Consider the following 18,996-nt stretch of genomic DNA (forward strand, 5'->3'; position numbering starts at 1 on the left):
CTGTGGCGCACTTGCAACTGGCCGATGGCGTACTGAACTACCAACTCGATGGCCCGGCCGATGCACCCGTGCTGGTGCTGTCCAACTCCCTGGGCACCGACCTGGGCATGTGGGATGCGCAAGTCCCGGCCTGGAGCGAGCACTTTCGCGTACTGCGCTATGACACTCGTGGCCATGGCGCCTCGTTGGTCACCGCTGGCCCGTACTGCATTGAACAGCTGGGCCAGGACGTGCTGGCGCTGCTGGATGCACTGGATATCGAGCACGCGCATTTCGTCGGCCTGTCCATGGGCGGTTTGATCGGCCAGTGGCTGGGCATCAACGCCGGCCACCGCCTGCACAGCCTGACCCTGTGCAACACCGCCGCCAAGATTGCCAACGACGAGGTGTGGAACACCCGCATCGACACCGTGCTCAAGGGTGGCCAGCAGGCCATGGCAGATTTGCGCGATGCCTCCATCGCCCGCTGGTTTACCCCGGCCTTCGCCCAGGCCCAACCCGCCGAAGCCCAGCGCATCTGCCAGATGCTGGCGCAAACCAGCCCCGAAGGTTACGCCGCCAACTGCGCGGCAGTACGCGATGCCGACTACCGCGAGCAGTTGGCAAACATCCAGGTGCCGACGCTGATCGTCGCCGGTACCGCGGATGTGGTGACCACCCCCGAGCATGGCCGCTTCATGCAAAGCCGCATCATCAACGCGACCTATGCCGAATTCCCGGCGGCGCACCTGTCCAACGTCGAAATCGGTGCGGCCTTCACCACCCGTGTGCTCGACTTTTTGCTGGCCCGCTGAGGAACCTGCCATGGATGAGAAACAACGTTACGACGCCGGCATGCAGGTACGCCGCGCGGTGCTCGGCGATGCCCACGTGGACCGCAGCCTGGAGAAGCTCAACGATTTCAACGGCGAGTTCCAGGAAATGATCACCCGGCACGCCTGGGGTGATATCTGGACCCGCCCGGGCCTGCCGCGGCACACCCGCAGCCTGATCACCATCGCCATGCTGATCGGCATGAACCGCAACGACGAGCTCAAGCTGCACCTGCGCGCGGCGGCCAACAACGGCGTGACCCGCGACGAGATCAAGGAAGTGCTGATGCAGAGCGCGATTTATTGCGGCATCCCGGCGGCCAACGCCACCTTCCACCTGGCCGAGTCGGTGTGGGATGAGCTGGGGGTTGAGTCGCGTCAGTAACCGACTGGCCGGCTCTCATAGAACAAAACACAACTCATTGATTTAGCGGGGTCCTGTGGGAGCGGGTTTACCCGCGAACACCGGCGAAGCCGGTGCCAGACTCCGCGTCGCTTGCTTCGCGGTGGTCCGGCACTCCGGTAAACCCGCTCCCACAGGGTATGTGGCGCCCTTACGAATTCTGTTCTCTGCGCGACAGCGCAGCCCGGAGGGCTGGGTGATTTCCTACAGGGGTTATGCGTTGGCCTTGCGCTCGCGCAGCGCCACCGGCCCGGCATTGGCCTCCACGGCCTTTTTCAGCTCGGCGCACAGCCCGAGCATGAACGCCAGCTCCGCCACCACGAACAACGGCCCGACGATCAGCCCGCTGAGGTCGTCGACGAACGCCGGCTTGCGCCCTTCGTACCAGTGCCCGACGAACTGGATGATCCAGCCCACCACGAACGCCCCCAGCCCGGCACTCAGCCACAGCCCGGTGCCTTGCACCGCCAGCGCCTGCCCGGCCCACAGGCACAGGCCCAGCAGCAGCCCCATGACCAGCCCGAAGCGGGTGTCCAGGCGCAGGTAGAACCACACCGACCAGCCCGCCAGCAGCAGCGCCGGCGACAGCCAGATACCCGCCAGCTCCCAGCCGGGGCGTGACAGCAGAATGCTCACCGCCAGCACGATCAGCGGGATGCCGACAAAATGCGTGGCGATGTTGCGTGGGTCGCGGTGGTAGGCGGCGTATTGACTCAGGTGTTCGACGAGGTTTTTCATTGTTGTTCCTCCATCAGGGGTAGGCCCAGCTTGCCCCGTTCATTCGTTGCGGTCTGTCGCCTGGGCGACAGAGTGCGTAAGCGAGGTGCCATGCTCGACCTGCGTCCCCAACTGCTGCACGGCCAGTGGTTCCGGCAATTGCCCGATGCGGTTCAGGATAGCCTGCTGGCTTTGGCCCGGGTGCGCGAGCTGGCGGCCGGGCAGTGCCTGTTTCAGCGCGGTGACGCGCCCTGCGGGTTGTATGCGGTGCTCGAGGGCGCGATGCGCGTGGGCGCGGTCAGCAGCGAGGGCAAGGAGGCGTTGCTGACTTTGGTGCAAGCGCCGCACTGGTTCGGCGAGATCAGCCTGTTCGATGGCCAGCCGCGCACCCACGATGCCTTCGCCGAGGGCCCGACGCGGTTGCTGTGGATCCCCCAGGCGCCGCTGCTGCAGTGGTTGGCGCAGCAGCCGCAGCATTGGCGCGAACTGGCCCTGTTGATGAGCCACAAGCTGCGCTGGGTGTTCGTCGCCCTGGAGCAGCAAAGCCTGCTGGCTGCAGCGCCCAGGGTGGCGCACCGCCTGTTGCAGATCGCCGAAGGCTATGGCGAGCGCGATGTCGCCCAGTGGCGCTTGCAGCTGTCGCAAGAGCAGTTGGCGCTGATGCTGTCGCTGTCGCGCCAGACCATCAACCAGATCTTGAAGAACCTCGAGCAGGCCGGCGTGGTGCGCCTGGGCTATGGCGAGGTGGAGATTGTCGATGCGCAGCGTTTGCGGGCGCTGGCAGTGCATCCAGGCTGACCAGGGTGTCGATCATCGCCCGCGCCGCCGGGGACAGTCGGTAGCCGCTGCGGCTGACGATGCCGCAACGCACGCTCAGCACCTCCAGCCCCGGCGGCAGGTTGCGCCAGTGCAGGCGCACCAGCTGGCCTGCGGCCAGGTCTTCGGCCACCGCTTCTTCGCTGGCGCTGCCGATGGCGTCGCTGGCCAGCACCACGCTGCGCAGCACGGCCAGGTGTTCGGTTTGCAGGTGCGGGGTGAAGTCGCTGCGCCCGCTGAGGTTGGCCAGGCGTTTGCGCACGCCGGGGGCGAGCAGGGCGCAGGCCAGCGGGTAGCTGAACAGGTCGTTGGTCGACAGGCTGTCCTTGGCCAGCAGCGGGTGGCCGGGGCGGCAGAAGAACAGCCCCGGGCGCGGGTTGAGCGGCTCGGTGTGAAAGTTCGGGTCGGCCTCGAACGGGCGGATGTCGTCGACGAAGAATTCGATCTGCTCGCGGCGCAGGGCCTGGCCCAGTTGCTCGGCGTTGTCCACCCGCAGCGCGGTGCGGATGCCGGGGTGGCTGGCGATGAAGCGCTGCAGGGCTTCGGGCACCAGGCGCACGGCCAGGGCCGGGCCGCTGCCGAAGTGCAGCTCGCCAGCGTCGAGCTTGGTCATCTGCAGCACCTCGTTGTTCAACTGGGCGGCGCCTTGTACCAGGCGGCGGGCGTGCTGCAGCACCACCTGGCCTTCGGGGGTGGGTGGCAGGGCTTTATTGGCGCGGTCGACCAGGGTGCAGCCAAAGGCCTGTTCGAGGTTCTGGATGGCGCGGCTGAAGGCCGGCTGGGTGATGCCCATGGCTTCGGCGGCGCGGACGAAACTGCGGTATTCGGTGAGGGCGATGAAATAGCGCAGTTGGCGGAGGTCCATGCTCGGGCTCTGGTGCGGGGGCAGGGCTCGGTTTTAGCTTTTGTTGCATATAGCGTCAAGGAATGTTATTTGATTTATATATGCCATTTTGGACTATGATGCTGTCCTCTGTAGGATCCGGCTTGCCGGCGATGAGGCCGGTGCAGGGCGGAACATCTCGACTGTTTGTACTGGCCCTATCGCCGGCAAGCCGACTCCTACAGGTATGGCACAGGCCTGAGGGCCATGAGGTCCCTGTGGGAGCGGGCTTGCCCGCGAAGAGGCCGGTGCAGGCCACAGCATCTCGATTGCCTGTACTGGCCCTATCGCCGGCAAGCCGGCTCCTACAGGTTCAATACAGGCCTGAACGCCATGAGGTCCCTGTGGGAGCGGGCTTGCCCGCGAAGAGGCCGGGCCTGCTAGAGCAGGTTTAGCGGATAACTCACGATCACCCGGTTCTCGTCGAACGCATTGGTGCTGAAGTCCCGGCGCATGGTCGAGTTGCGCCACTTCAGCGACAGGTCTTTGAATGTGCCTGACTGCACCACGTAGGCAAGCTCCGTCTCCCGCGCCCATTCCTTGCCGTCGTTCACCGCGCTGGTGTGCACGTTGTCGCCCTTGATGTAGCGGTTCATCAGGGTCAGCCCGGGAATGCCGACGGTGACGAAGTTGAAATCGTGGCGAACCTGCCAGGAGCGTTCCTTGGCGTTGTCGAAGCTGGCGTTGTAGCTGTCGTTGGCCAGGGTGCCGCCGCTGGTGCCGTTGACCCGCATCCAGGCGTCATCGCCGCTGACCTTCTGCAAACCTACGTAGAAGGTGTGGCCCTGGTAGCGCGCCGAGAGCATGGCTGAGGCGGTGCGGTTGTCCAGCTCGCCTGCGCGTTCGCTGCCGTCTTCCTTGCCGATGAAATAGCCGAGGTTGGCGCCCAGGGTCCAGTCGCCCAAGGGCTGGCTGTGCACCAGGTTGAGGTATTGCTGGCGGTAGATGTCTTTGAGCTGCGCATCCCACAGGCCGATCATGGTGCGCTTGTCGTTGAAGCTGTATTCGCCGCCGGCGAAGTTGAAGCGGTCGGAGGTGATACCGGCGCGGCCCTGCATGAACATGTCTTCCATGCTGGCGTCGTTGCGCGGGCTGTTGCCGCGGAACTGGCCGGCATACACGGTCAGGCCGTCGATCTCTTTGGAGGTGAGCTGGCCGCCACGGAAGGTCTGCGGCAGCGAGCGGCCATCGTCCGAACGCAGGATCGGCAGCACCGGCATCCATTCGCCGATTTTCAGTTCGGTTTGCGACAGGCGCGTCTTGAAGGCCACGCCCAGGCGGCCGAAGTCATCGGCCGGGCGGCCGTCGTCGTGCACCGGCAGCAGGTGGGTGCCGGCCGTGCCTTTGCCGCCGTCGAGCTTGATCGAGTACAGGCCCAGTAAATCCACACCGAAACCGACCGTGCCTTGGGTGAAGCCTGAGCGGGCATCGAGGATGAAGCTCTGGGTCCACTCTTCGGCCTTGCCCTGGGGGTTGGCCGGGTCGACGAAGTTGCGGTTGATGTAGAAGTTGCGCAGGTTGAGGCTGGCCTTGGCGTCCTCGAAGAAACCGCTTTCGGCGGCCAGGGCGGGCAGGGCGCAGGACATGGCCAACAGGCCGGGCAGCAGCTGGCGTGCAGGGTGCAAAGTGCTCATGGGTGCGGACTCTTGTTTTTATTGGGCGAGCCGGTGCGCTGCGGGTGCGGGCCGCAGGGGCAGGGCGCTTTTTGTGAGAACTTGTGCAACGTTGCGTGGGCGATGGTGCGCGGCAGGGCGGGGGCGAGGCAATTCGTCGCAAGCGGAATGGGGCGATTATCGAACGCAATGTTCTGAGGCCTGGCATCTAGCTTTGTAGGAGCGGCCTTGTGTCGCGAAAGGGCTGCTCAGCAGCCCCAGGATCTGAGTATTCATACCGAATTGCCGGGGCCGCTTTGCGGCCCTTTCGCGACACAAGGCCGCTCCTACAGGGGGCGGAGTTCGTTGGCCACAAAAAAGCCCACCGTGAGGGTGGGCTTGTTGTTGCCGTTCGGTCGATCAGCCCTTGGGCTGTTCGATCGACGCCTGCTGCTGGGTCTGCTCGTACCAGCCACCGCCGAGGGCCTTGTACAGGTTGACCTCGCTGACCAGTTGCGACAGGCGGTCGCTGATCAGCGACTGCTGGGCGCTGAACAGGTTGCGCTGGGCGTCGAGGAAGGTCAGGTTGCTGTCGATACCGATGCGGTAGCGGCGCTCGGCCAGGCGGTAGTAGTCCTGGTTGGCGGCCACCAGGTCGCGCTGGGCCTGCAACTGCTCTTCGAACGTCTTGCGTGCGGCCAGGCCATCGGCGACTTCCTGGAAGGCGGTCTGGATGGTCTTTTCGTACTTGGCGACGTTGATGTCCTTCTGGATTTTCGAGTAATCCAGGCTGGCCTTCAGGCTGCCGGCGTTGAAGATCGGCAGGTTGATCTGCGGCTGGAACAGCCAGGTGCCCGAACCACCCTTGAACAGCCCGCCCATGGTCGGGCTCAAGGTACCTGCGTTGGCGGTCAGGCTGATGCTTGGGAAGAACGCTGCGCGGGCGGCGCCGATGTTGGCGTTGGCGGCCTTGAGCAGGTGCTCGGCTTCCTGGATGTCCGGGCGGCGTTGCAGCAGCTCGGAGGGCAGGCCTGCCGGCACTTCGGCCAACTGGTCGGCGTCGAGCTTGAGCGGTGCCGGCAGGTTGCCGACGCCGGTACCGACCAGCACGGTCAGGCTGTTCAGGTCCTGGGCGACCAGGCGCTGGTACTGCGACAGCTTGACCCGCGCGCCTTCCACTGCCGTGCGCGCCTGGCTCAGGTCCAGGGCCGACGCCACACCCACCTCGTTGCTGCGGCGGGTGAGGTTATAGCTTTCTTCGTAGGTTTTCAGCGTGTCTTCGGTCAGCTTCAGCAGCGCCTGGTCGGCCTGCCAGGTGTAGTAGGCGTTGGCCACACTGGCCACCAGGCTGATCTGCGTGGAGCGGCGCGCCTGCTCGCTGGACAGGTAGGTTTCCAGGGCTTGCTCGGTGAGGCTGCGCACCCGGCCAAACAGGTCCAGCTCATAGGCGCTGACGCCCAGGGTGGCCGAATACTGGCTGGTGATGTTGGCTTCACCGGTTTGCGACAGGTTGGCCGGCACCCGCTGGCGGCTGCCGCTGCCGGTGGCCGAAACCGCCGGGTACAGGTCGGCGCGCTGGATGCGGTACTGGGCGCGGTAGGCGTCGATGTTCAACGCTGCCACGCGCAGGTCGCGGTTGTTCTCCAGCGAGCTCTGGATCAGTTGCTGCAGCGCCGGGTCGTGGAAGAACTGGCGCCAGCCCTGTTCGGCGGCGGCGACGTTGGCCGACTCGGTCGGCGAGTACGCAGGGCCCTGGGGCCACTGCGCAGCCACCGGCGCTTCAGGCGCCTGGTAGTCGGGGATCAGCGAGCAGCCGCCGAGAATGAAGGCGGTAACCGCCAGGGACAACAAAGACTTGGTCATTGCCCAGCCTCATAACGTGGAGTTTCAGGAGTTTCTTTCGGTTCGTGTTCCTTGGTGCCGAACAGCGAAGACACGGCGACGAAGAACAACGGTACCCAGAAGATGGCAAGTACGGTGGCGCTGATCATGCCGCCGATCACGCCGGTACCAATGGCGTGCTGGCTGCCGGCACCGGCGCCGCTGGCGATGGTCAACGGTACCACGCCGAGGATGAACGCCAGGGAGGTCATGATGATCGGGCGCAGACGCATGCGGCAGGCCTCGATGGCCGCGTCGTACAGGCTGCGGCCCTGCTCGTGCAGCTCTTTGGCGAACTCGACGATCAGGATGGCGTTTTTCGCCGCCAAACCGATGGTGGTGAGCAGGCCGACCAGGAAGTACACGTCGTTGGACAACCCGCGCAGGCTGGTGGCGAGCAGTGCACCGATGATACCCAGCGGTACTACCAGCACGACCGCGATCGGGATCGACCAGCTTTCGTACAGCGCTGCCAGGCACAGGAACACGAACAGTACCGAGAGGGCGAACAGCGCCGGCATTTGCGAGCCGGAGAGTTTTTCCTCGTAGGACATGCCGGTCCAGGAGTAGCCGATGCCCGCAGGCAGTTCGCCGACGATACGCTCGACCTCGGCCATGGCTTCACCGGTACTGTAGCCCGGGGCTGGCGCACCAAGGATTTCCATCGCCTCGACGCCGTTGTAGCGCGACAGTTTCGGCGAGCCGTAAGTCCATTCACCCTTGGCGAACGAGGAGAACGGCACCATTTCGCCGGCGCCATTGCGCACGTACCACTTCTGCAGGTCTTCAGGGCTCATCCGTGAGTTGGGTTGCCCCTGGATGTACACCTTCTTGACCCGGCCACGGTCGATGAAGTCGTTGACGTAGCTGGCACCCAGGGCGATCGACAGGGTGTTGTTGATGTCGGCGATGGTCACGCCCAGGGCGCTGGCACGTTCGTCATCGATGGTCAGCTGGTACTGCGGCTCATCGTTCAGGCCGTTCGGGCGCACGGCGCTGAGGATCTTGCTTTGTGCGGCAAGCCCAAGGAACTGGTTGCGCGCTTCCATCAGCTTGGCGTGGCCGACACCGCCGCGGTCCTGCAGGAACACGTCGAAGCCGGTGGCGTTACCCAGCTCCAGTACCGCAGGCGGGGCGAAGGCGAACACCATGGCGTCGCGGAAGGTGAAGAAGTGCTGCTGGGCGCGCTGCGCCAGGGCGAACACGCTGTTCTCCTTGGAGCGCTCACCCCACGGCTTGAGCATGATGAAGGCCATGCCCGAGCTCTGGCCGCGGCCGGCGAAGTTGAAGCCGTTGACGGTGAACACCGAGGCTACGGTGTCGGACTCTTCCTTGAGCAGATACTCGCGCATCTGGTCGACCACCACCTGGGTGCGCTCGGCACTGGAACCGGCCGGGGTCTGTACCTGGGCGAACAGTACGCCCTGGTCTTCTTCAGGCAGGAACGCGGTGGGGATGCGGGCGAACAGCCAGATCATGCCGACCACGATCAGCGCGTAGGCCAGCAGGAACGGCACCTTGTTGCGCAAGATGGTGCCGACGCTGCGCTCGTAACCTTGCACGCTCTTGTCGAAGTTGCGGTTGAACCAGCCGAAGAAGCCGCGCTTGGCCACATGGTGCTCGCCCTTTTTCAAGGGTTTGAGCATGGTGGCGCACAGCGCCGGGGTGAAGATCAGCGCGACCAGTACCGACAGGCCCATGGCCGAGACGATGGTGATCGAGAACTGGCGGTAGATCACACCGGTGGAGCCACCGAAGAAGGCCATCGGCAGCAATACCGCCGAAAGCACCAGGGCGATACCCACCAGGGCACCCTGGATCTGCCCCATGGAGCGCTTGGTGGCCTCCTTGGGCGGTAGCCCCTCTTCGGACATCACCCGCTCGACGTTCTCCACCACGACGATGGCATCGTCCACCAGCAAGCCGATGGCCAGCACCATGGCGAACATGGTCAGGGTGTTGATGCTGAAGCCTGCGGCGGCGAGGATGCCGAAGGTCCCCAGCAACACCACCGGTACGGTCATGGTGGTGATGATGGTGGCGCGGAAGTTCTGCAGGAACAGGTACATCACCAGGAACACCAGCACCACGGCCTCGATCAGGGTGTGGATTACCCCGCTGATCGATTCGGTGACCACTGGGGTGGTGTCATACGGGAATACCGCTTTCACCCCTGGCGGGAAGAACGGTTCCAGGTCGCTGATGGTCTTGCGCAGCGCCTTGGCGGTGTCCAGGGCGTTGGCGCCGGTGGCCAGTTTTACCGCAAGGCCGGAGGCCGGCTTGCCGTTGAACTGGGCGCTGATGGCGTAGTTCTCGCCGCCCAGGCCAACCTGGGCCACGTCGCCCAGGCGCACCTGGGAGCCGTCGCTGTTGACCTTGAGCAGGATCTTCTGGAACTGCTCGGCGGTCTGCAGGCGGGTCTTGCCGATGATGGTGGCGTTGAGCTGGGTGCCGGGCATGGCAGGCAGGCCGCCGAGCTGGCCGGAGGATACCTGCACGTTCTGCGCGGCCACGGCGGTTTTTACGTCTACCGGGGTCAGCTGGAACTTGTTGAGCTTGGCCGGATCCAGCCAGATACGCATGGCGTACTGGGCACCGAACACCTGGAAGTCACCCACGCCCGCAGTACGCGAGATCGGGTCCTGCATGTTGGAGACGATGTAGTTGGCCAGGTCGTCCTTGGTCATGCTGCCGTCTTCGGACACCAGGCCGATCACCAGCAGGAAGTTCTTCACGGCCTTGGTCACGCGGATACCCTGCTGCTGCACTTCTTGCGGCAGCAGCGGGGTGGCCAGGTTGAGCTTGTTCTGCACCTGCACCTGGGCGGTGTCGGCGTTGGTACCCTGCTCGAAGGTGGCGGTGATGGTCATGCTGCCGTCGGAGTTGCTCTCGGACGACACGTAGCGCAGGTTGTCGATACCGTTGAGCTGCTGCTCGATGACTTGCACCACGGTGTCCTGCACGGTTTGCGCCGAGGCGCCCGGGTAGGTTACGGCGATGGCGATGGCCGGCGGCGCGATGCTGGGGTACTGGTTGATCGGCAGCTTCAGGATCGACAAGGCGCCGACCAGCATGATCACCAGTGCGATCACCCAGGCGAAGATCGGGCGATCGATAAAGAACTTCGACATGGTTTACTCCGCTTTGGCGTCTGCTTTCGCTGCGCTGGCCTGATCAGGGCTGCCCGGCTTCTTGACGTTGGTGGCTTCGCTGACCTTGACCTCGGCGCCCGGGCGCACGTACTGCAGGCCTTCGGTGATCAGGCGGTCACCCGGGTTCAGGCCTTCCTCGATCAGCCAGTCGCTGCCCAGGGTACGGCTGGCCTTGAGCTGGCGCAGTTCGACCTTGTTATCCTTGTTGACCACCAGGGCGGTCGGCGCGCCTTTCAGGTCGCGGGTAACGCCCTGTTGCGGGGCCAGGATGGCGTTGGCGTTGACACCGGCTTTCAGGCGGGCGTGGACGAACATGCCAGGCAGCAGGGTGTGGTCGGGGTTGGGGAAGATCGCGCGCAGGGTGACGGAACCGGTGGTTTCGTCCACTGCCACTTCGGAGAACTCCAGGCGGCCCTGCTGCTTGAACAGGCTGCCGTCTTCCAGCACCAGCTGCACTTGCGCTGCGTTGTCGCCGGCCTTTTGCAGTTGGCCGCTTTCCAGGTCACGGCGCAGCTTGAGCAACTCTGCGGTGGACTGGGTGACGTCGACGTAGATCGGGTCGAGCTGCTGGATGGTGGCCATGGCGTTGGTCTGGCCGTTGCTCACCAGGGCGCCCTCGGTGAACGAGGAACGGCCGATGCGGCCGCTGATCGGGGCCAGCACCTTGGTGTAGCGCAGGTCGATCTGCGCGCTCTTGAGCGAGGCTTCGGCCTGCAATCGTTTGGCGTTGGCATCGTCGTACTCCTGCTTGGAGACGGCTTGCTCGTCGATCAGTTGCTTGTAGCGCTCGGCCAGCGAGCGGGTCGCCTGCAGGTTGGCCTGGGCGTTGGCCAGCGTTGCCTCGTAGACGGCCGGGTCGATCTGGTAGAGCTGCTGCCCTTCCTTGACCTCGGAGCCCTCTTTGAACAGGCGCTTGAGAATGATGCCGTTGACCTGCGGGCGAACCTCGGCCACGCGGTAGGCGGTGGTGCGCCCCGGCAGTTCCGAGGTCAGGGTGAAGGCTTGCGGTTGCAGGGTGACGACGCCGACCTGAGGAGCCTGCGCTGCAGGCGGGGCTTCTTCTTTCTTACAGCCGCTGAGCAGAGTTGCCAGGGCGACGGCGGAAACCAGAGCGGTAACAGCTGGCTTGAATTGCATGAGGATCCTCGGGTCGCTGGAGCGGGGGAGCTCAAGAATATAGTGGAAGTGTTTGGTCAGAAGAATGCTATCGAGTGGATAAATAGCTTGCTAAGGAATATACTTACATTCATGGTTGTTTGTAAATACCGCAGGCGGGTCCGGGAAGACCGCCTCTTAGTAATCAATTGTTACCGGGAGATGCCCTGAAAGAGGCGCCCCCGGCCTGAAATCCGCCCGCCCGTGATGAGCGCCGGGCGGCCTGATGAGGTTGTGCTGCCATGGTCCGCGAACCAAAGAAGAAGCCCAGGAAACCCGCGCCCAGATCATCGAGGCTGCCGAAAGGGCCTTCTACAAGCGCGGGGTTGCGCGTACTACCCTGGCCGATATCGCCGAGCTCGCGGGGGTGACCCGCGGCGCGATCTACTGGCACTTCAGCAACAAGGCGGACCTGGTGCAGGCGCTGCTCGACAGCCTGCACGAAACCCATGACCACCTGGCGCGGGCCAGTGAAAGCGAAGACGAGCTGGACCCGCTCGGCTGCATGCGCAAGCTGCTGCTGCAAGTGTTCAACGAGCTGGTGCTCGACGCCCGGACCCGGCGTATCAATGAAATCCTGCATCACAAGTGCGAGTTCACCGATGACATGTGTGAGATTCGCCAGCAGCGCCAGAGCGCTGTGCTGGATTGCCACGAGGGCATCGCCCTGGCCCTGACCAACGCCGTGCGCCGCGAACAGCTGCCGGCAGACCTCGACTGCGAGCGGGCTGCGGTGGCCATGTTCGCCTACGTCGACGGCCTGATCGGGCGCTGGTTGCTGCTGCCGGACAGTTTCGATTTGCTGCGCGATGCCGAGAAGTGGGTCGACACCGGGCTGGATATGCTGCGCTTGAGCCCCGGGCTGCGCAAATGACACTTTGTGAAGGATTGTGAGGAAGTGTTGCCCACTGGCTATTAAGCGGGGATTAACAACCTCTGTACCGGCCTCATCGCCCGCGCAATTGCCTGTCCGGCAACGCCAGCGCCGCCAGCAACCCCAGCACCGCCACCGCGGCACTGCCCAGCAGCAGGTGCTTGAAGGTCTCCAGCAAGCGCGCCTGGGTCACAAGGTCCGCTTCCCCGGCCTTAAGGCTGCCCAGCAACGGGTTACCGACCATCTCGAACCCGCCCATCTGCAGAAATGCCAGCAGCAGGCTGGACATGCACGCCACCCCCATCGCCCCGCCCAGCGAGCGGAACAGGTTGGTGGTGCTGGTGGCCACGCCGATATCTTTCGATTCCACCGCGCTTTGGGTACCCACCAGTGAGGTGGGGAACTGCAGCCCGCAGGCGATGCCGGTCAGCAGCATGAACAGTGCACTGAGCAGCCCCGACTGCGGAGGGGTCACGGCCATGGCCGCGATGGCCAGCGGCATCAGCAGGGCCCCTGCCAGAATCTGCGGCTTGTAACGCCCGGTGCGGCTGGTCATGCGCCCGCCGGTGAAGGCGCCCAAGGGCAGGCCCATGGCCAGCGGCAGCAGGTGCAGCGCCGCGCTGTCGGCGCCGGCGCCCGTGATGCCCTGGTAGCGTAGCGGCATCAGCATGGTCAGCGAGATGGACTGAAAGCTTGCGAAGAAGATCACGCACCAGCACAACACCGCCACCCGGTTGCCGAACAGGCTCATGGGCAGTAGCGGCTCGTGGCAACGGCGCTCGTGGGCGACGAACACCAGCAGCCCGAGCAGCGCGCAACTCATCAGCAGCAGCACCGGCTGCGACAGCCAGGCGTGGCCCTGGCCCACCAGGGTGATGCCCAGTAGCAGGCTGCCCAGGCCGATGATCATCAGCACCGCACCGAGGTAATCCACCTGCGCCTGGCGCCGGCTCACCGCCAGCCCGTCCAGCGCCCGGTGGATCACCCACAGTGCCACCAGCCCCAGCGGCAGGTTGATCCAGAACACCCAGCGCCACGACAGGTACTCGGTCAGCCAGCCACCCAGCACCGGCCCGGCAACGCTGGCCAGGGCATACATGCTGCTGAAATAGCCCTGGTAGCGGCCACGTTCGCGCGGTGGCACGAAGTCGCCGATGATCGCCTGGCTGACCGACACCATGCCGCCGGCCCCGATGCCCTGCAGCACCCGCGCCAGCACCAGTTGCGGCATGTCCTGGGCCAGGCCGCAGGCCACCGAGGCCAGGGTGAACAGCGCGGTACCGGTGAGGATCATGCGCCGGCGCCCATAAAGATCGCCCAGCTTGCCGTAGATCGGCACGGCGATGGTCATCGCCACCATGTAGCCGGAGATGACCCAGGCCAGCAGGCCGACATCGTTGAACTGGGCGGAGATGGCCGGCATCGACACGGCGACGATGGTCTGGTCGAGGGCGCCGAGGAAGATCGCCAGCATCAGGGCGGTGAGGACGCTGCGCAGGGCGGTGGGGGGCAGGGCGGCAGTCACGGGGTACCTTCTTTGTGGTGATCGCGGGGCAAGTCGAAGCGCCGTTTCACAGGGATGCCCCTGTAGGAGCCGGCTTGCCGGCGATGAGGCCGGTACAGCCAACACAAAACAGTGACTTGCGGGCGTGGGCGACCCTTCGATCAGCCGATTTGCAATGGGCAGATTGTAACCTGAGTTACGTAGCTTCCTATGTACTATGTGCATCGCCTATGCAAGATCGGCATTAGCACATTCACCATTAGCTGCATGGCCGCGTGATATCGTGCGAAGGCTGCAGAGGCTGAAACCCGTGGCCTGCACCAGCTTGGTGCAACAATTTGCCGCAGGGTTTCGCGTCGCTGTATGTCCACACCTTTTATTCCTCTACCTGCATGTCGAGCATGACCGCCCTGATGGCGACGGTTGTAACACTCAGGTGGACCCGATACAGGGGTCGGTTGTCAGCCGTTCAACATTTCTTATTACAGGCGGAGTGATCATGCCCAAGGCTTCCCACCACGATCTTCGTTTTGCCTTCCGCGAGCTGCTTGCCTCAGGTTCGTGCTATCACACCGCGTCGGTGTTCGACCCCATGTCCGCGCGCATCGCCTCGGACCTGGGCTTTGAAGTCGGTATTCTCGGCGGCTCGGTCGCCTCGTTGCAGGTGCTGGCCGCACCGGACTTTGCGCTGATCACCCTCAGCGAATTCGTCGAGCAGGCCACCCGCATCGGCCGCGTTGCCCAACTGCCGGTACTGGCCGATGCCGACCATGGCTACGGCAACGCGCTGAACGTGATGCGCACGGTGATCGAGCTGGAGCGCGCCGGCGTGGCTGCGCTGACCATCGAAGATACCTTGCTGCCGGCCCAGTTCGGCCGCAAGTCCACCGACCTGATTTCGGTTGAAGAAGGCGTGGGCAAGATCCGCGCTGCGCTTGAAGCCCGGGTTGACTCGGCCCTGGCGATCATCGCCCGGACCAACGCCGGGGTGCTGACCACCGAAGAGATCATCGTGCGCACCCAGAGTTACCAGAAGGCCGGTGCCGACGGTATCTGCATGGTGGGGGTGAAGGACTTCGAGCAGTTGGAGCAGATTGCCGAACACCTGAGCGTGCCGTTGATGCTGGTTACCTACGCCAACCCCAACCTGCGCGACGACGAGCGCCTGGCGCGCCTGGGCGTGCGTATCGTGGTCGATGGCCACGCCGCGTACTTTGCCGCGATCAAGGCCACCTACGACTGCCTGCGCCTGCAGCGCGGCCAGCAGAACAAGTCGGAAAACCTCAGCGCCACCGAGCTCTCGCACACCTACACCCAGCCGGAGGATTACATCCGCTGGGCCAAGGAATACATGAGCGTCGAGGAGTAACCGCGCAGGTTACCTGACGGCGCTCAAGGTGGCGGTGTGGGGCACGCAGTGCTCCTGCGCGCAACTGGCGGCGCTGTTGGGCTGGCTGCGAAGCAGTTCGACCCGCCAGCAGGCCGAGCCATACAGGCCGGCGACGGCGACAAGGGCGAAGACAAGGGCGCAACGCCTGGACTTGATGCTCATGGTACGGACCTCCTGTTGCTGCAACAGGTGATACGTTCAAGCATAGGCCGGTCTGGCAGAATTGCAGGGTACCGCACTCCTCTGTAGGAGCCGGCTTGCCGGCGATAGGGCCCTCAGCTACACCACCAACCCCCGATCCCACTCCGGCTCCCCGGCAAACCGCTGCGCAAGAAAATCCACCATGCTGCGCAGCGTCGCCGGCATGTGTTTGCGCGAGGTGTAAACGGCGTTCAGCATCAGCTCCCTGGGTTTGGCTTGCGGCAACAGGCGCACCAGATCACCTTCGCGAATGGCCGCGGCCGCCTGGTAGCTGGGCAGCATGGCGATACCCACCCCGGCCAGCGCTGCCTTTTGCAAGGTCAGGGCCTCGTTGGCGCTGAGGTTGCCCTGCACCGGCACTGCCAGCTCGACCCCATTCACTTCGAAGTGCCACAGGCTGTGGCCAAAGTAGGCGTGGGTCAGGCAGTTGTGCAGGCTCAGATCCTCCACCCGTTGCGGCGTGCCGTGCTCGCCCAGGTAGGCAGGGCTGGCGCAGATCACCGAGCGGCATACGCACAGGCGCCGGGCGATCAGGTTGGGGTCGACGTCGTTGCTGGTGCGGATGGCCAGGTCGATGCGCTCGTCCACCAGGTTGACGGTGCGGTCGAGCATCTGCAGCTCCACCTTCACCCCCGGGTAGCGCTTCACGTAGGCGGCCAGCGCATCCACCAACTGGGCCTGGCCGAACGAGGTGCTGACGCTGATGCGCAGCTCGCCGCGCGGGGCGTCGTCGGGTTGGCGCACCGCCTCTTGCAGGTCGCCGGCCAGCTCCAGCATCTGCCGGCAGCGCGGCAGCGTCTCACTGCCTGCGGCGGTAAGGCTGAGCTTGCGCGTGGTGCGCTGCATCAGGCGTGCACCCACCCACTCCTCAAGCTCCGCCAGGTAGCGCGAGACCACAGGCCTTGAAAGCTCCAGATGGTCAGCAGCGGCAGACTGGCTACCTAGGTCGACGACGGTGACGAACACGCGCATGGCGTTGAGACGGTCCATGATTTGCCCGGTTTCAGAAACAAACTATGTTGCAGCATCGCATTTTTTGTACCGGTTCGGGCAACTAAGCTGTGCTGCATCTTCCCTCACAGCAGGATTCACCGATGTCCTTGTTCACGCCCTTACGCAGCCTGCTGCTGGCCTGCGCCACCCTGGCAGGCCCGGCGCTGGCCGCCGAACCCCTGGCCCTTGATGTGTACAACCCAGGTGATGCCGCCATCTTCCCGGTCAGTTCGGTGATCGTCAGCGGCGAGCACGATGCCATTCTGGTCGATGCCCAGTTCGGCAAGGCCCAGGCTGCGCAGGTGGTCGAGCGCCTGCGGGCCTCAGGTAAGCAACTGACTACTATCTACATCAGCCATGGCGACCCGGATTACTACTTCGGCCTCGACACCCTGACCCAGGCATTCCCCAAGGCCCGGGTAGTAGCCTCAGCTGCCACCGTTGCGCATATCCGCAAGACCATGGACGCCAAACTCGCCTACTGGGGCCCGCAGATGGGCGCCGACAAGCCGGCCAGGCTGGTGCTGCCGCAGGTGCTTGAAGGTGACCGCCTGGAACTGGAAGGCCAGGCCCTGGAAGTGATCGGCCTGGACGGCCCGCAGCCAGACCGCAGCTTTGTGTGGATTCCGTCGATCAAGGCGGTGGTCGGTGGCGTGGTGGTGTCCGAGCATATCCACGTGTGGATGGCCGACACCCAAGGCGCCAAGTCCCATGCCGATTGGCTGGGCACGCTTAAGCGTATCGAGCACCTGGCACCGCGCACGGTGATCCCGGGGCACTACCTGGGCGACAGCAGCCGCTCGTTGCAGGCGGTGCGCTTTACCGCAGGCTACATTCGTGATTTCGACGCCGAAGCCGGCAAGGCCAGCAATGCTGCCGCGCTGGTGCAGGCGATGAAGCAGCGCTACCCCAACCTTGCCGATGAAAGCTCGCTGGAACTGGGAGCCAAGGTCGCCAAGGGCGAGATGAAGTGGTAACCCCTTTAACCTGACTGGAGTGTTTCCCATGAGCAAGATCGCAATCATCGGCGCCACCGGGCGCGCCGGCAGCCAACTGCTGGAAGAGGCCCTGCGCCGTGGCCACAGCGTGGTCGCCATTGCCCGCGACCCCGCGCAACTGCAAGGGCGCGAGGGCGTGACCGTCAAAGCACTGGACGCCAAGGACAGCGCCGCCCTGCAGGCCGCTGTGGCAGGCGTTGATGCAGTGCTGAGCGCCGCGCATTTTTCCACCCTCGCACCGCAGGCGATCATCGAGCCGGTCAAACGTGCCGGGGTGAAACGCCTGTTGGTGGTGGGCGGAGCGGGCAGCCTGCTGTTGCCGTCGGGTCATCGGGTGATCGACAGCCCGGACTTCCCCGAGGCCTACAAGGCCGAGGCCAGCGCGGGGGTGAAGTTTCTCGATGCGCTGCGTCAGCAGCCGACCCTGGACTGGACCTTCTTGTCGCCCTCGGCGGAATTCGTCGAAGGTGAGCGCAGCGGGCGCTACACCCTGGGCAAGGACCACCTGCTGATCGGCGCCGACGGCAAGAGCTGGATCACCTTTGCCGACTATGCCATCGCCATGCTCGACGAGTTGGAAAAGCCGGCGCATTCGCGGGCACGGTTCACTGTCGGCTACTGAGGCATCACCGCCCCTCTGTAGGAGCCTGGCGTTGCGGCCGAGCCTGTAATCTCAGGCATGCCCCACCACCTGTAGGAGCCGGCAAGCCGGCTCCTACAGGGCCTGGGCTTGCAGCCAGTCCAGCAACTCCCCGAGCCCCGCCGGCATGGCCTTGCCCGGGCTCACCAGGTAATAGCCTTTGCCGGTCATCACCTTCAGCCCGAACGGCATGCACAAGCGGCCGCTGCGCAGGTCATCGCCGATCAACGCCCAGTCGCCGATGGCCACGCCGGTGCCCTGGGAGGCCATGGCCATGGCCATGTCCAGGGTCTCGAAATGCTGCCTCGGCCCCTGGGGCTCGAAGCCGGCCCCCGCTGCCTGCAACCACAGCCGCCAGTCATGCTCGTCGCGGGACGGATGCAACAGCATGTGCCGCGCCAGGTCCTGCAACTGCTGCAAGGGCAGCTTGCCTGCGAGCAGGGAAGGGGCGCACACCGGGGTCAGTTGCTCGTCGAACAGCTTGCGTACCTGCAAACCCTGGTTGGGCGCGGCGCCATACACCACTGCGGCGTCGAAGCCTTCATGGCGAAAATCCACGCCGTGCTGCACCGTGGTGGTCAGCTCCACCGGTATGTCCGGGCGCAGCGCCTGCCACTCCATCAGCCGCGGCAACAGCCAGCGCATCACGCAGGTGGGGGCCTTGAGCTGCAGGGCGGCGCTGCGCCCGCCTACTTCGCGCACGCCCTGTTCGATCAGGGCGAACACCTGCTGCACCCGCGGCAGCCAATCCTGGCCTTCGCGGGTAAGCGCCAGCCCCCGCGCCTGGCGCAGGAACAGCGGGTAGCCCAGGTGTTCCTCGAGCCCGGCAATCTGCCGGCTGACGGCGCCTTGGGTGATATGCAGCTGTTGGGCCGCCCGGGTGAAGTTGCAATGCCGGGCGGTGACCAGGAAGGTGTGCAGGGCGGGCAAGGGCGGCAGGCGGTTCATTGGTGTTCAGCCATGACGTGAAGACATGCCTAGTATG

At 64.7% G+C, this 18,996-nt stretch carries 17 protein-coding genes; 7 read left to right on the forward strand and 10 right to left on the reverse strand.

Going from position 1 to position 18,996, the window contains the following annotated elements:
- The first annotated feature begins 2 nt into the window (after positions 1 to 2).
- Complete coding sequence (gene pcaD / locus ACI2KK_RS05110) at positions 3 to 794, forward strand: 3-oxoadipate enol-lactonase (protein ID WP_404668117.1); 792 nt, start codon at positions 3 to 5, stop codon at positions 792 to 794.
- Between the two features lie 10 nt (positions 795 to 804).
- Complete coding sequence (gene pcaC / locus ACI2KK_RS05115; RefSeq protein WP_010952489.1) at positions 805 to 1,197, forward strand: 4-carboxymuconolactone decarboxylase; 393 nt, start codon at positions 805 to 807, stop codon at positions 1,195 to 1,197.
- A gap of 231 nt (positions 1,198 to 1,428) precedes the next feature.
- Here the strand turns inward: pcaC and ACI2KK_RS05120 are convergent, their stop codons facing one another.
- Positions 1,429 to 1,953, reverse strand: a complete 525-nt coding sequence (locus ACI2KK_RS05120) for a DUF962 domain-containing protein (protein WP_404668118.1) — start codon at positions 1,951 to 1,953, stop codon at positions 1,429 to 1,431.
- A 90-nt stretch (positions 1,954 to 2,043) separates the two neighbouring features.
- Here ACI2KK_RS05120 and ACI2KK_RS05125 point away from each other — a divergent pair, with 90 nt between their 5' ends.
- Positions 2,044 to 2,730, forward strand: a complete 687-nt coding sequence (locus ACI2KK_RS05125; RefSeq protein WP_404668119.1) for a Crp/Fnr family transcriptional regulator — start codon at positions 2,044 to 2,046, stop codon at positions 2,728 to 2,730.
- Here the strand turns inward: ACI2KK_RS05125 and ACI2KK_RS05130 are convergent.
- The 5 genes from ACI2KK_RS05130 to ttgA form a co-directional block, all read right to left on the reverse strand.
- Entirely contained in the window at positions 2,618 to 3,613 is a 996-nt protein-coding gene (locus tag ACI2KK_RS05130) for a LysR family transcriptional regulator (RefSeq protein ID WP_404668120.1), read from the reverse strand. The genes ACI2KK_RS05125 and ACI2KK_RS05130 overlap by 113 nt on opposite strands.
- Positions 3,614 to 4,011: 398 nt before the next feature.
- Positions 4,012 to 5,265, reverse strand: a complete 1,254-nt coding sequence (locus ACI2KK_RS05135) for an OprD family porin (protein ID WP_404668121.1) — start codon at positions 5,263 to 5,265, stop codon at positions 4,012 to 4,014.
- A gap of 378 nt (positions 5,266 to 5,643) precedes the next feature.
- A complete protein-coding gene (locus ACI2KK_RS05140; RefSeq protein WP_404668122.1) occupies positions 5,644 to 7,086 on the reverse strand; it encodes an AdeC/AdeK/OprM family multidrug efflux complex outer membrane factor in 1,443 nt (480 codons plus the stop codon).
- Positions 7,083 to 10,235 (reverse strand): multidrug efflux RND transporter permease subunit TtgB, encoded by a 3,153-nt coding sequence (ttgB, locus tag ACI2KK_RS05145; protein WP_404668123.1) that lies wholly within the window; start codon positions 10,233 to 10,235, stop codon positions 7,083 to 7,085. The genes ACI2KK_RS05140 and ttgB overlap by 4 nt, the downstream gene beginning before the upstream one ends.
- A gap of 3 nt (positions 10,236 to 10,238) precedes the next feature.
- Positions 10,239 to 11,393: a toluene efflux RND transporter periplasmic adaptor subunit TtgA gene (ttgA, locus tag ACI2KK_RS05150; RefSeq protein WP_404668124.1), complete on the reverse strand. Its 1,155-nt coding sequence runs from the start codon at positions 11,391 to 11,393 to the stop codon at positions 10,239 to 10,241.
- A gap of 244 nt (positions 11,394 to 11,637) precedes the next feature.
- On the opposite strand from ttgA, the gene ttgR reads away from it, so the two are divergent.
- Positions 11,638 to 12,285 (forward strand): efflux transport transcriptional regulator TtgR, encoded by a 648-nt coding sequence (ttgR, locus tag ACI2KK_RS05155; protein ID WP_404668125.1) that lies wholly within the window; start codon positions 11,638 to 11,640, stop codon positions 12,283 to 12,285.
- A 73-nt stretch (positions 12,286 to 12,358) separates the two neighbouring features.
- Here the strand turns inward: ttgR and ACI2KK_RS05160 are convergent, their stop codons facing one another.
- The gene (locus ACI2KK_RS05160; protein WP_404668126.1) at positions 12,359 to 13,810 is read right to left on the reverse strand and encodes an MDR family MFS transporter; all 1,452 of its coding nucleotides are present in this window, start codon (positions 13,808 to 13,810) and stop codon (positions 12,359 to 12,361) included.
- A 478-nt stretch (positions 13,811 to 14,288) separates the two neighbouring features.
- Between ACI2KK_RS05160 and ACI2KK_RS05165 the strand changes: the two genes are divergently transcribed.
- Complete coding sequence (locus ACI2KK_RS05165) at positions 14,289 to 15,158, forward strand: oxaloacetate decarboxylase (protein WP_404668127.1); 870 nt, start codon at positions 14,289 to 14,291, stop codon at positions 15,156 to 15,158.
- A gap of 9 nt (positions 15,159 to 15,167) precedes the next feature.
- Here ACI2KK_RS05165 and ACI2KK_RS05170 read toward each other — a convergent pair whose 3' ends face one another.
- Positions 15,168 to 15,341 (reverse strand): hypothetical protein, encoded by a 174-nt coding sequence (locus tag ACI2KK_RS05170; protein WP_217841999.1) that lies wholly within the window; start codon positions 15,339 to 15,341, stop codon positions 15,168 to 15,170.
- A 117-nt stretch (positions 15,342 to 15,458) separates the two neighbouring features.
- A complete protein-coding gene (locus ACI2KK_RS05175; RefSeq protein WP_404668128.1) occupies positions 15,459 to 16,370 on the reverse strand; it encodes a LysR family transcriptional regulator in 912 nt (303 codons plus the stop codon).
- 104 nt (positions 16,371 to 16,474) lie between these two features.
- Between ACI2KK_RS05175 and ACI2KK_RS05180 the strand changes: the two genes are divergently transcribed.
- Positions 16,475 to 17,350, forward strand: a complete 876-nt coding sequence (locus ACI2KK_RS05180) for an MBL fold metallo-hydrolase (RefSeq protein ID WP_404668129.1) — start codon at positions 16,475 to 16,477, stop codon at positions 17,348 to 17,350.
- Positions 17,351 to 17,378: 28 nt separating this feature from the next.
- Positions 17,379 to 17,993, forward strand: coding sequence for an NAD(P)-dependent oxidoreductase (locus tag ACI2KK_RS05185; protein WP_404668130.1), 615 nt, complete (start codon positions 17,379 to 17,381; stop codon positions 17,991 to 17,993).
- A gap of 93 nt (positions 17,994 to 18,086) precedes the next feature.
- On the opposite strand, the gene ACI2KK_RS05190 is transcribed toward ACI2KK_RS05185, so the two are convergent.
- Positions 18,087 to 18,959: a LysR substrate-binding domain-containing protein gene (locus ACI2KK_RS05190; RefSeq protein ID WP_404668131.1), complete on the reverse strand. Its 873-nt coding sequence runs from the start codon at positions 18,957 to 18,959 to the stop codon at positions 18,087 to 18,089.
- Positions 18,960 to 18,996: the final 37 nt, after the last annotated feature.

It is taken from the genome of Pseudomonas sp. NPDC089406 (genome assembly GCF_044900265.1).
GTDB lineage: Bacteria > Pseudomonadota > Gammaproteobacteria > Pseudomonadales > Pseudomonadaceae > Aquipseudomonas > Aquipseudomonas fakonensis.

Excerpts from the sequence above, each read along its gene's own strand:
- pcaC (WP_010952489.1), top strand. The coding sequence starts at position 805 with ATGGATGAGAAACAACGTTACGACGCCGGCATGCAGGTACGCCGCGCG.
- ACI2KK_RS05120 (WP_404668118.1), bottom strand. The coding sequence starts at position 1,953 with ATGAAAAACCTCGTCGAACACCTGAGTCAATACGCCGCCTACCACCGC.
- ACI2KK_RS05125 (WP_404668119.1), top strand. The coding sequence starts at position 2,044 with ATGCTCGACCTGCGTCCCCAACTGCTGCACGGCCAGTGGTTCCGGCAA.
- ACI2KK_RS05130 (WP_404668120.1), bottom strand. The coding sequence starts at position 3,613 with ATGGACCTCCGCCAACTGCGCTATTTCATCGCCCTCACCGAATACCGC.
- ACI2KK_RS05135 (WP_404668121.1), bottom strand. The coding sequence starts at position 5,265 with ATGAGCACTTTGCACCCTGCACGCCAGCTGCTGCCCGGCCTGTTGGCC.
- ACI2KK_RS05140 (WP_404668122.1), bottom strand. The coding sequence starts at position 7,086 with ATGACCAAGTCTTTGTTGTCCCTGGCGGTTACCGCCTTCATTCTCGGC.
- ttgB (WP_404668123.1), bottom strand. The coding sequence starts at position 10,235 with ATGTCGAAGTTCTTTATCGATCGCCCGATCTTCGCCTGGGTGATCGCA.
- ttgA (WP_404668124.1), bottom strand. The coding sequence starts at position 11,393 with ATGCAATTCAAGCCAGCTGTTACCGCTCTGGTTTCCGCCGTCGCCCTG.
- ttgR (WP_404668125.1), top strand. The coding sequence starts at position 11,638 with ATGAGGTTGTGCTGCCATGGTCCGCGAACCAAAGAAGAAGCCCAGGAA.
- ACI2KK_RS05165 (WP_404668127.1), top strand. The coding sequence starts at position 14,289 with ATGCCCAAGGCTTCCCACCACGATCTTCGTTTTGCCTTCCGCGAGCTG.
- ACI2KK_RS05170 (WP_217841999.1), bottom strand. The coding sequence starts at position 15,341 with ATGAGCATCAAGTCCAGGCGTTGCGCCCTTGTCTTCGCCCTTGTCGCC.
- ACI2KK_RS05175 (WP_404668128.1), bottom strand. The coding sequence starts at position 16,370 with ATGGACCGTCTCAACGCCATGCGCGTGTTCGTCACCGTCGTCGACCTA.
- ACI2KK_RS05180 (WP_404668129.1), top strand. The coding sequence starts at position 16,475 with ATGTCCTTGTTCACGCCCTTACGCAGCCTGCTGCTGGCCTGCGCCACC.
- ACI2KK_RS05185 (WP_404668130.1), top strand. The coding sequence starts at position 17,379 with ATGAGCAAGATCGCAATCATCGGCGCCACCGGGCGCGCCGGCAGCCAA.
- ACI2KK_RS05190 (WP_404668131.1), bottom strand. The coding sequence starts at position 18,959 with ATGAACCGCCTGCCGCCCTTGCCCGCCCTGCACACCTTCCTGGTCACC.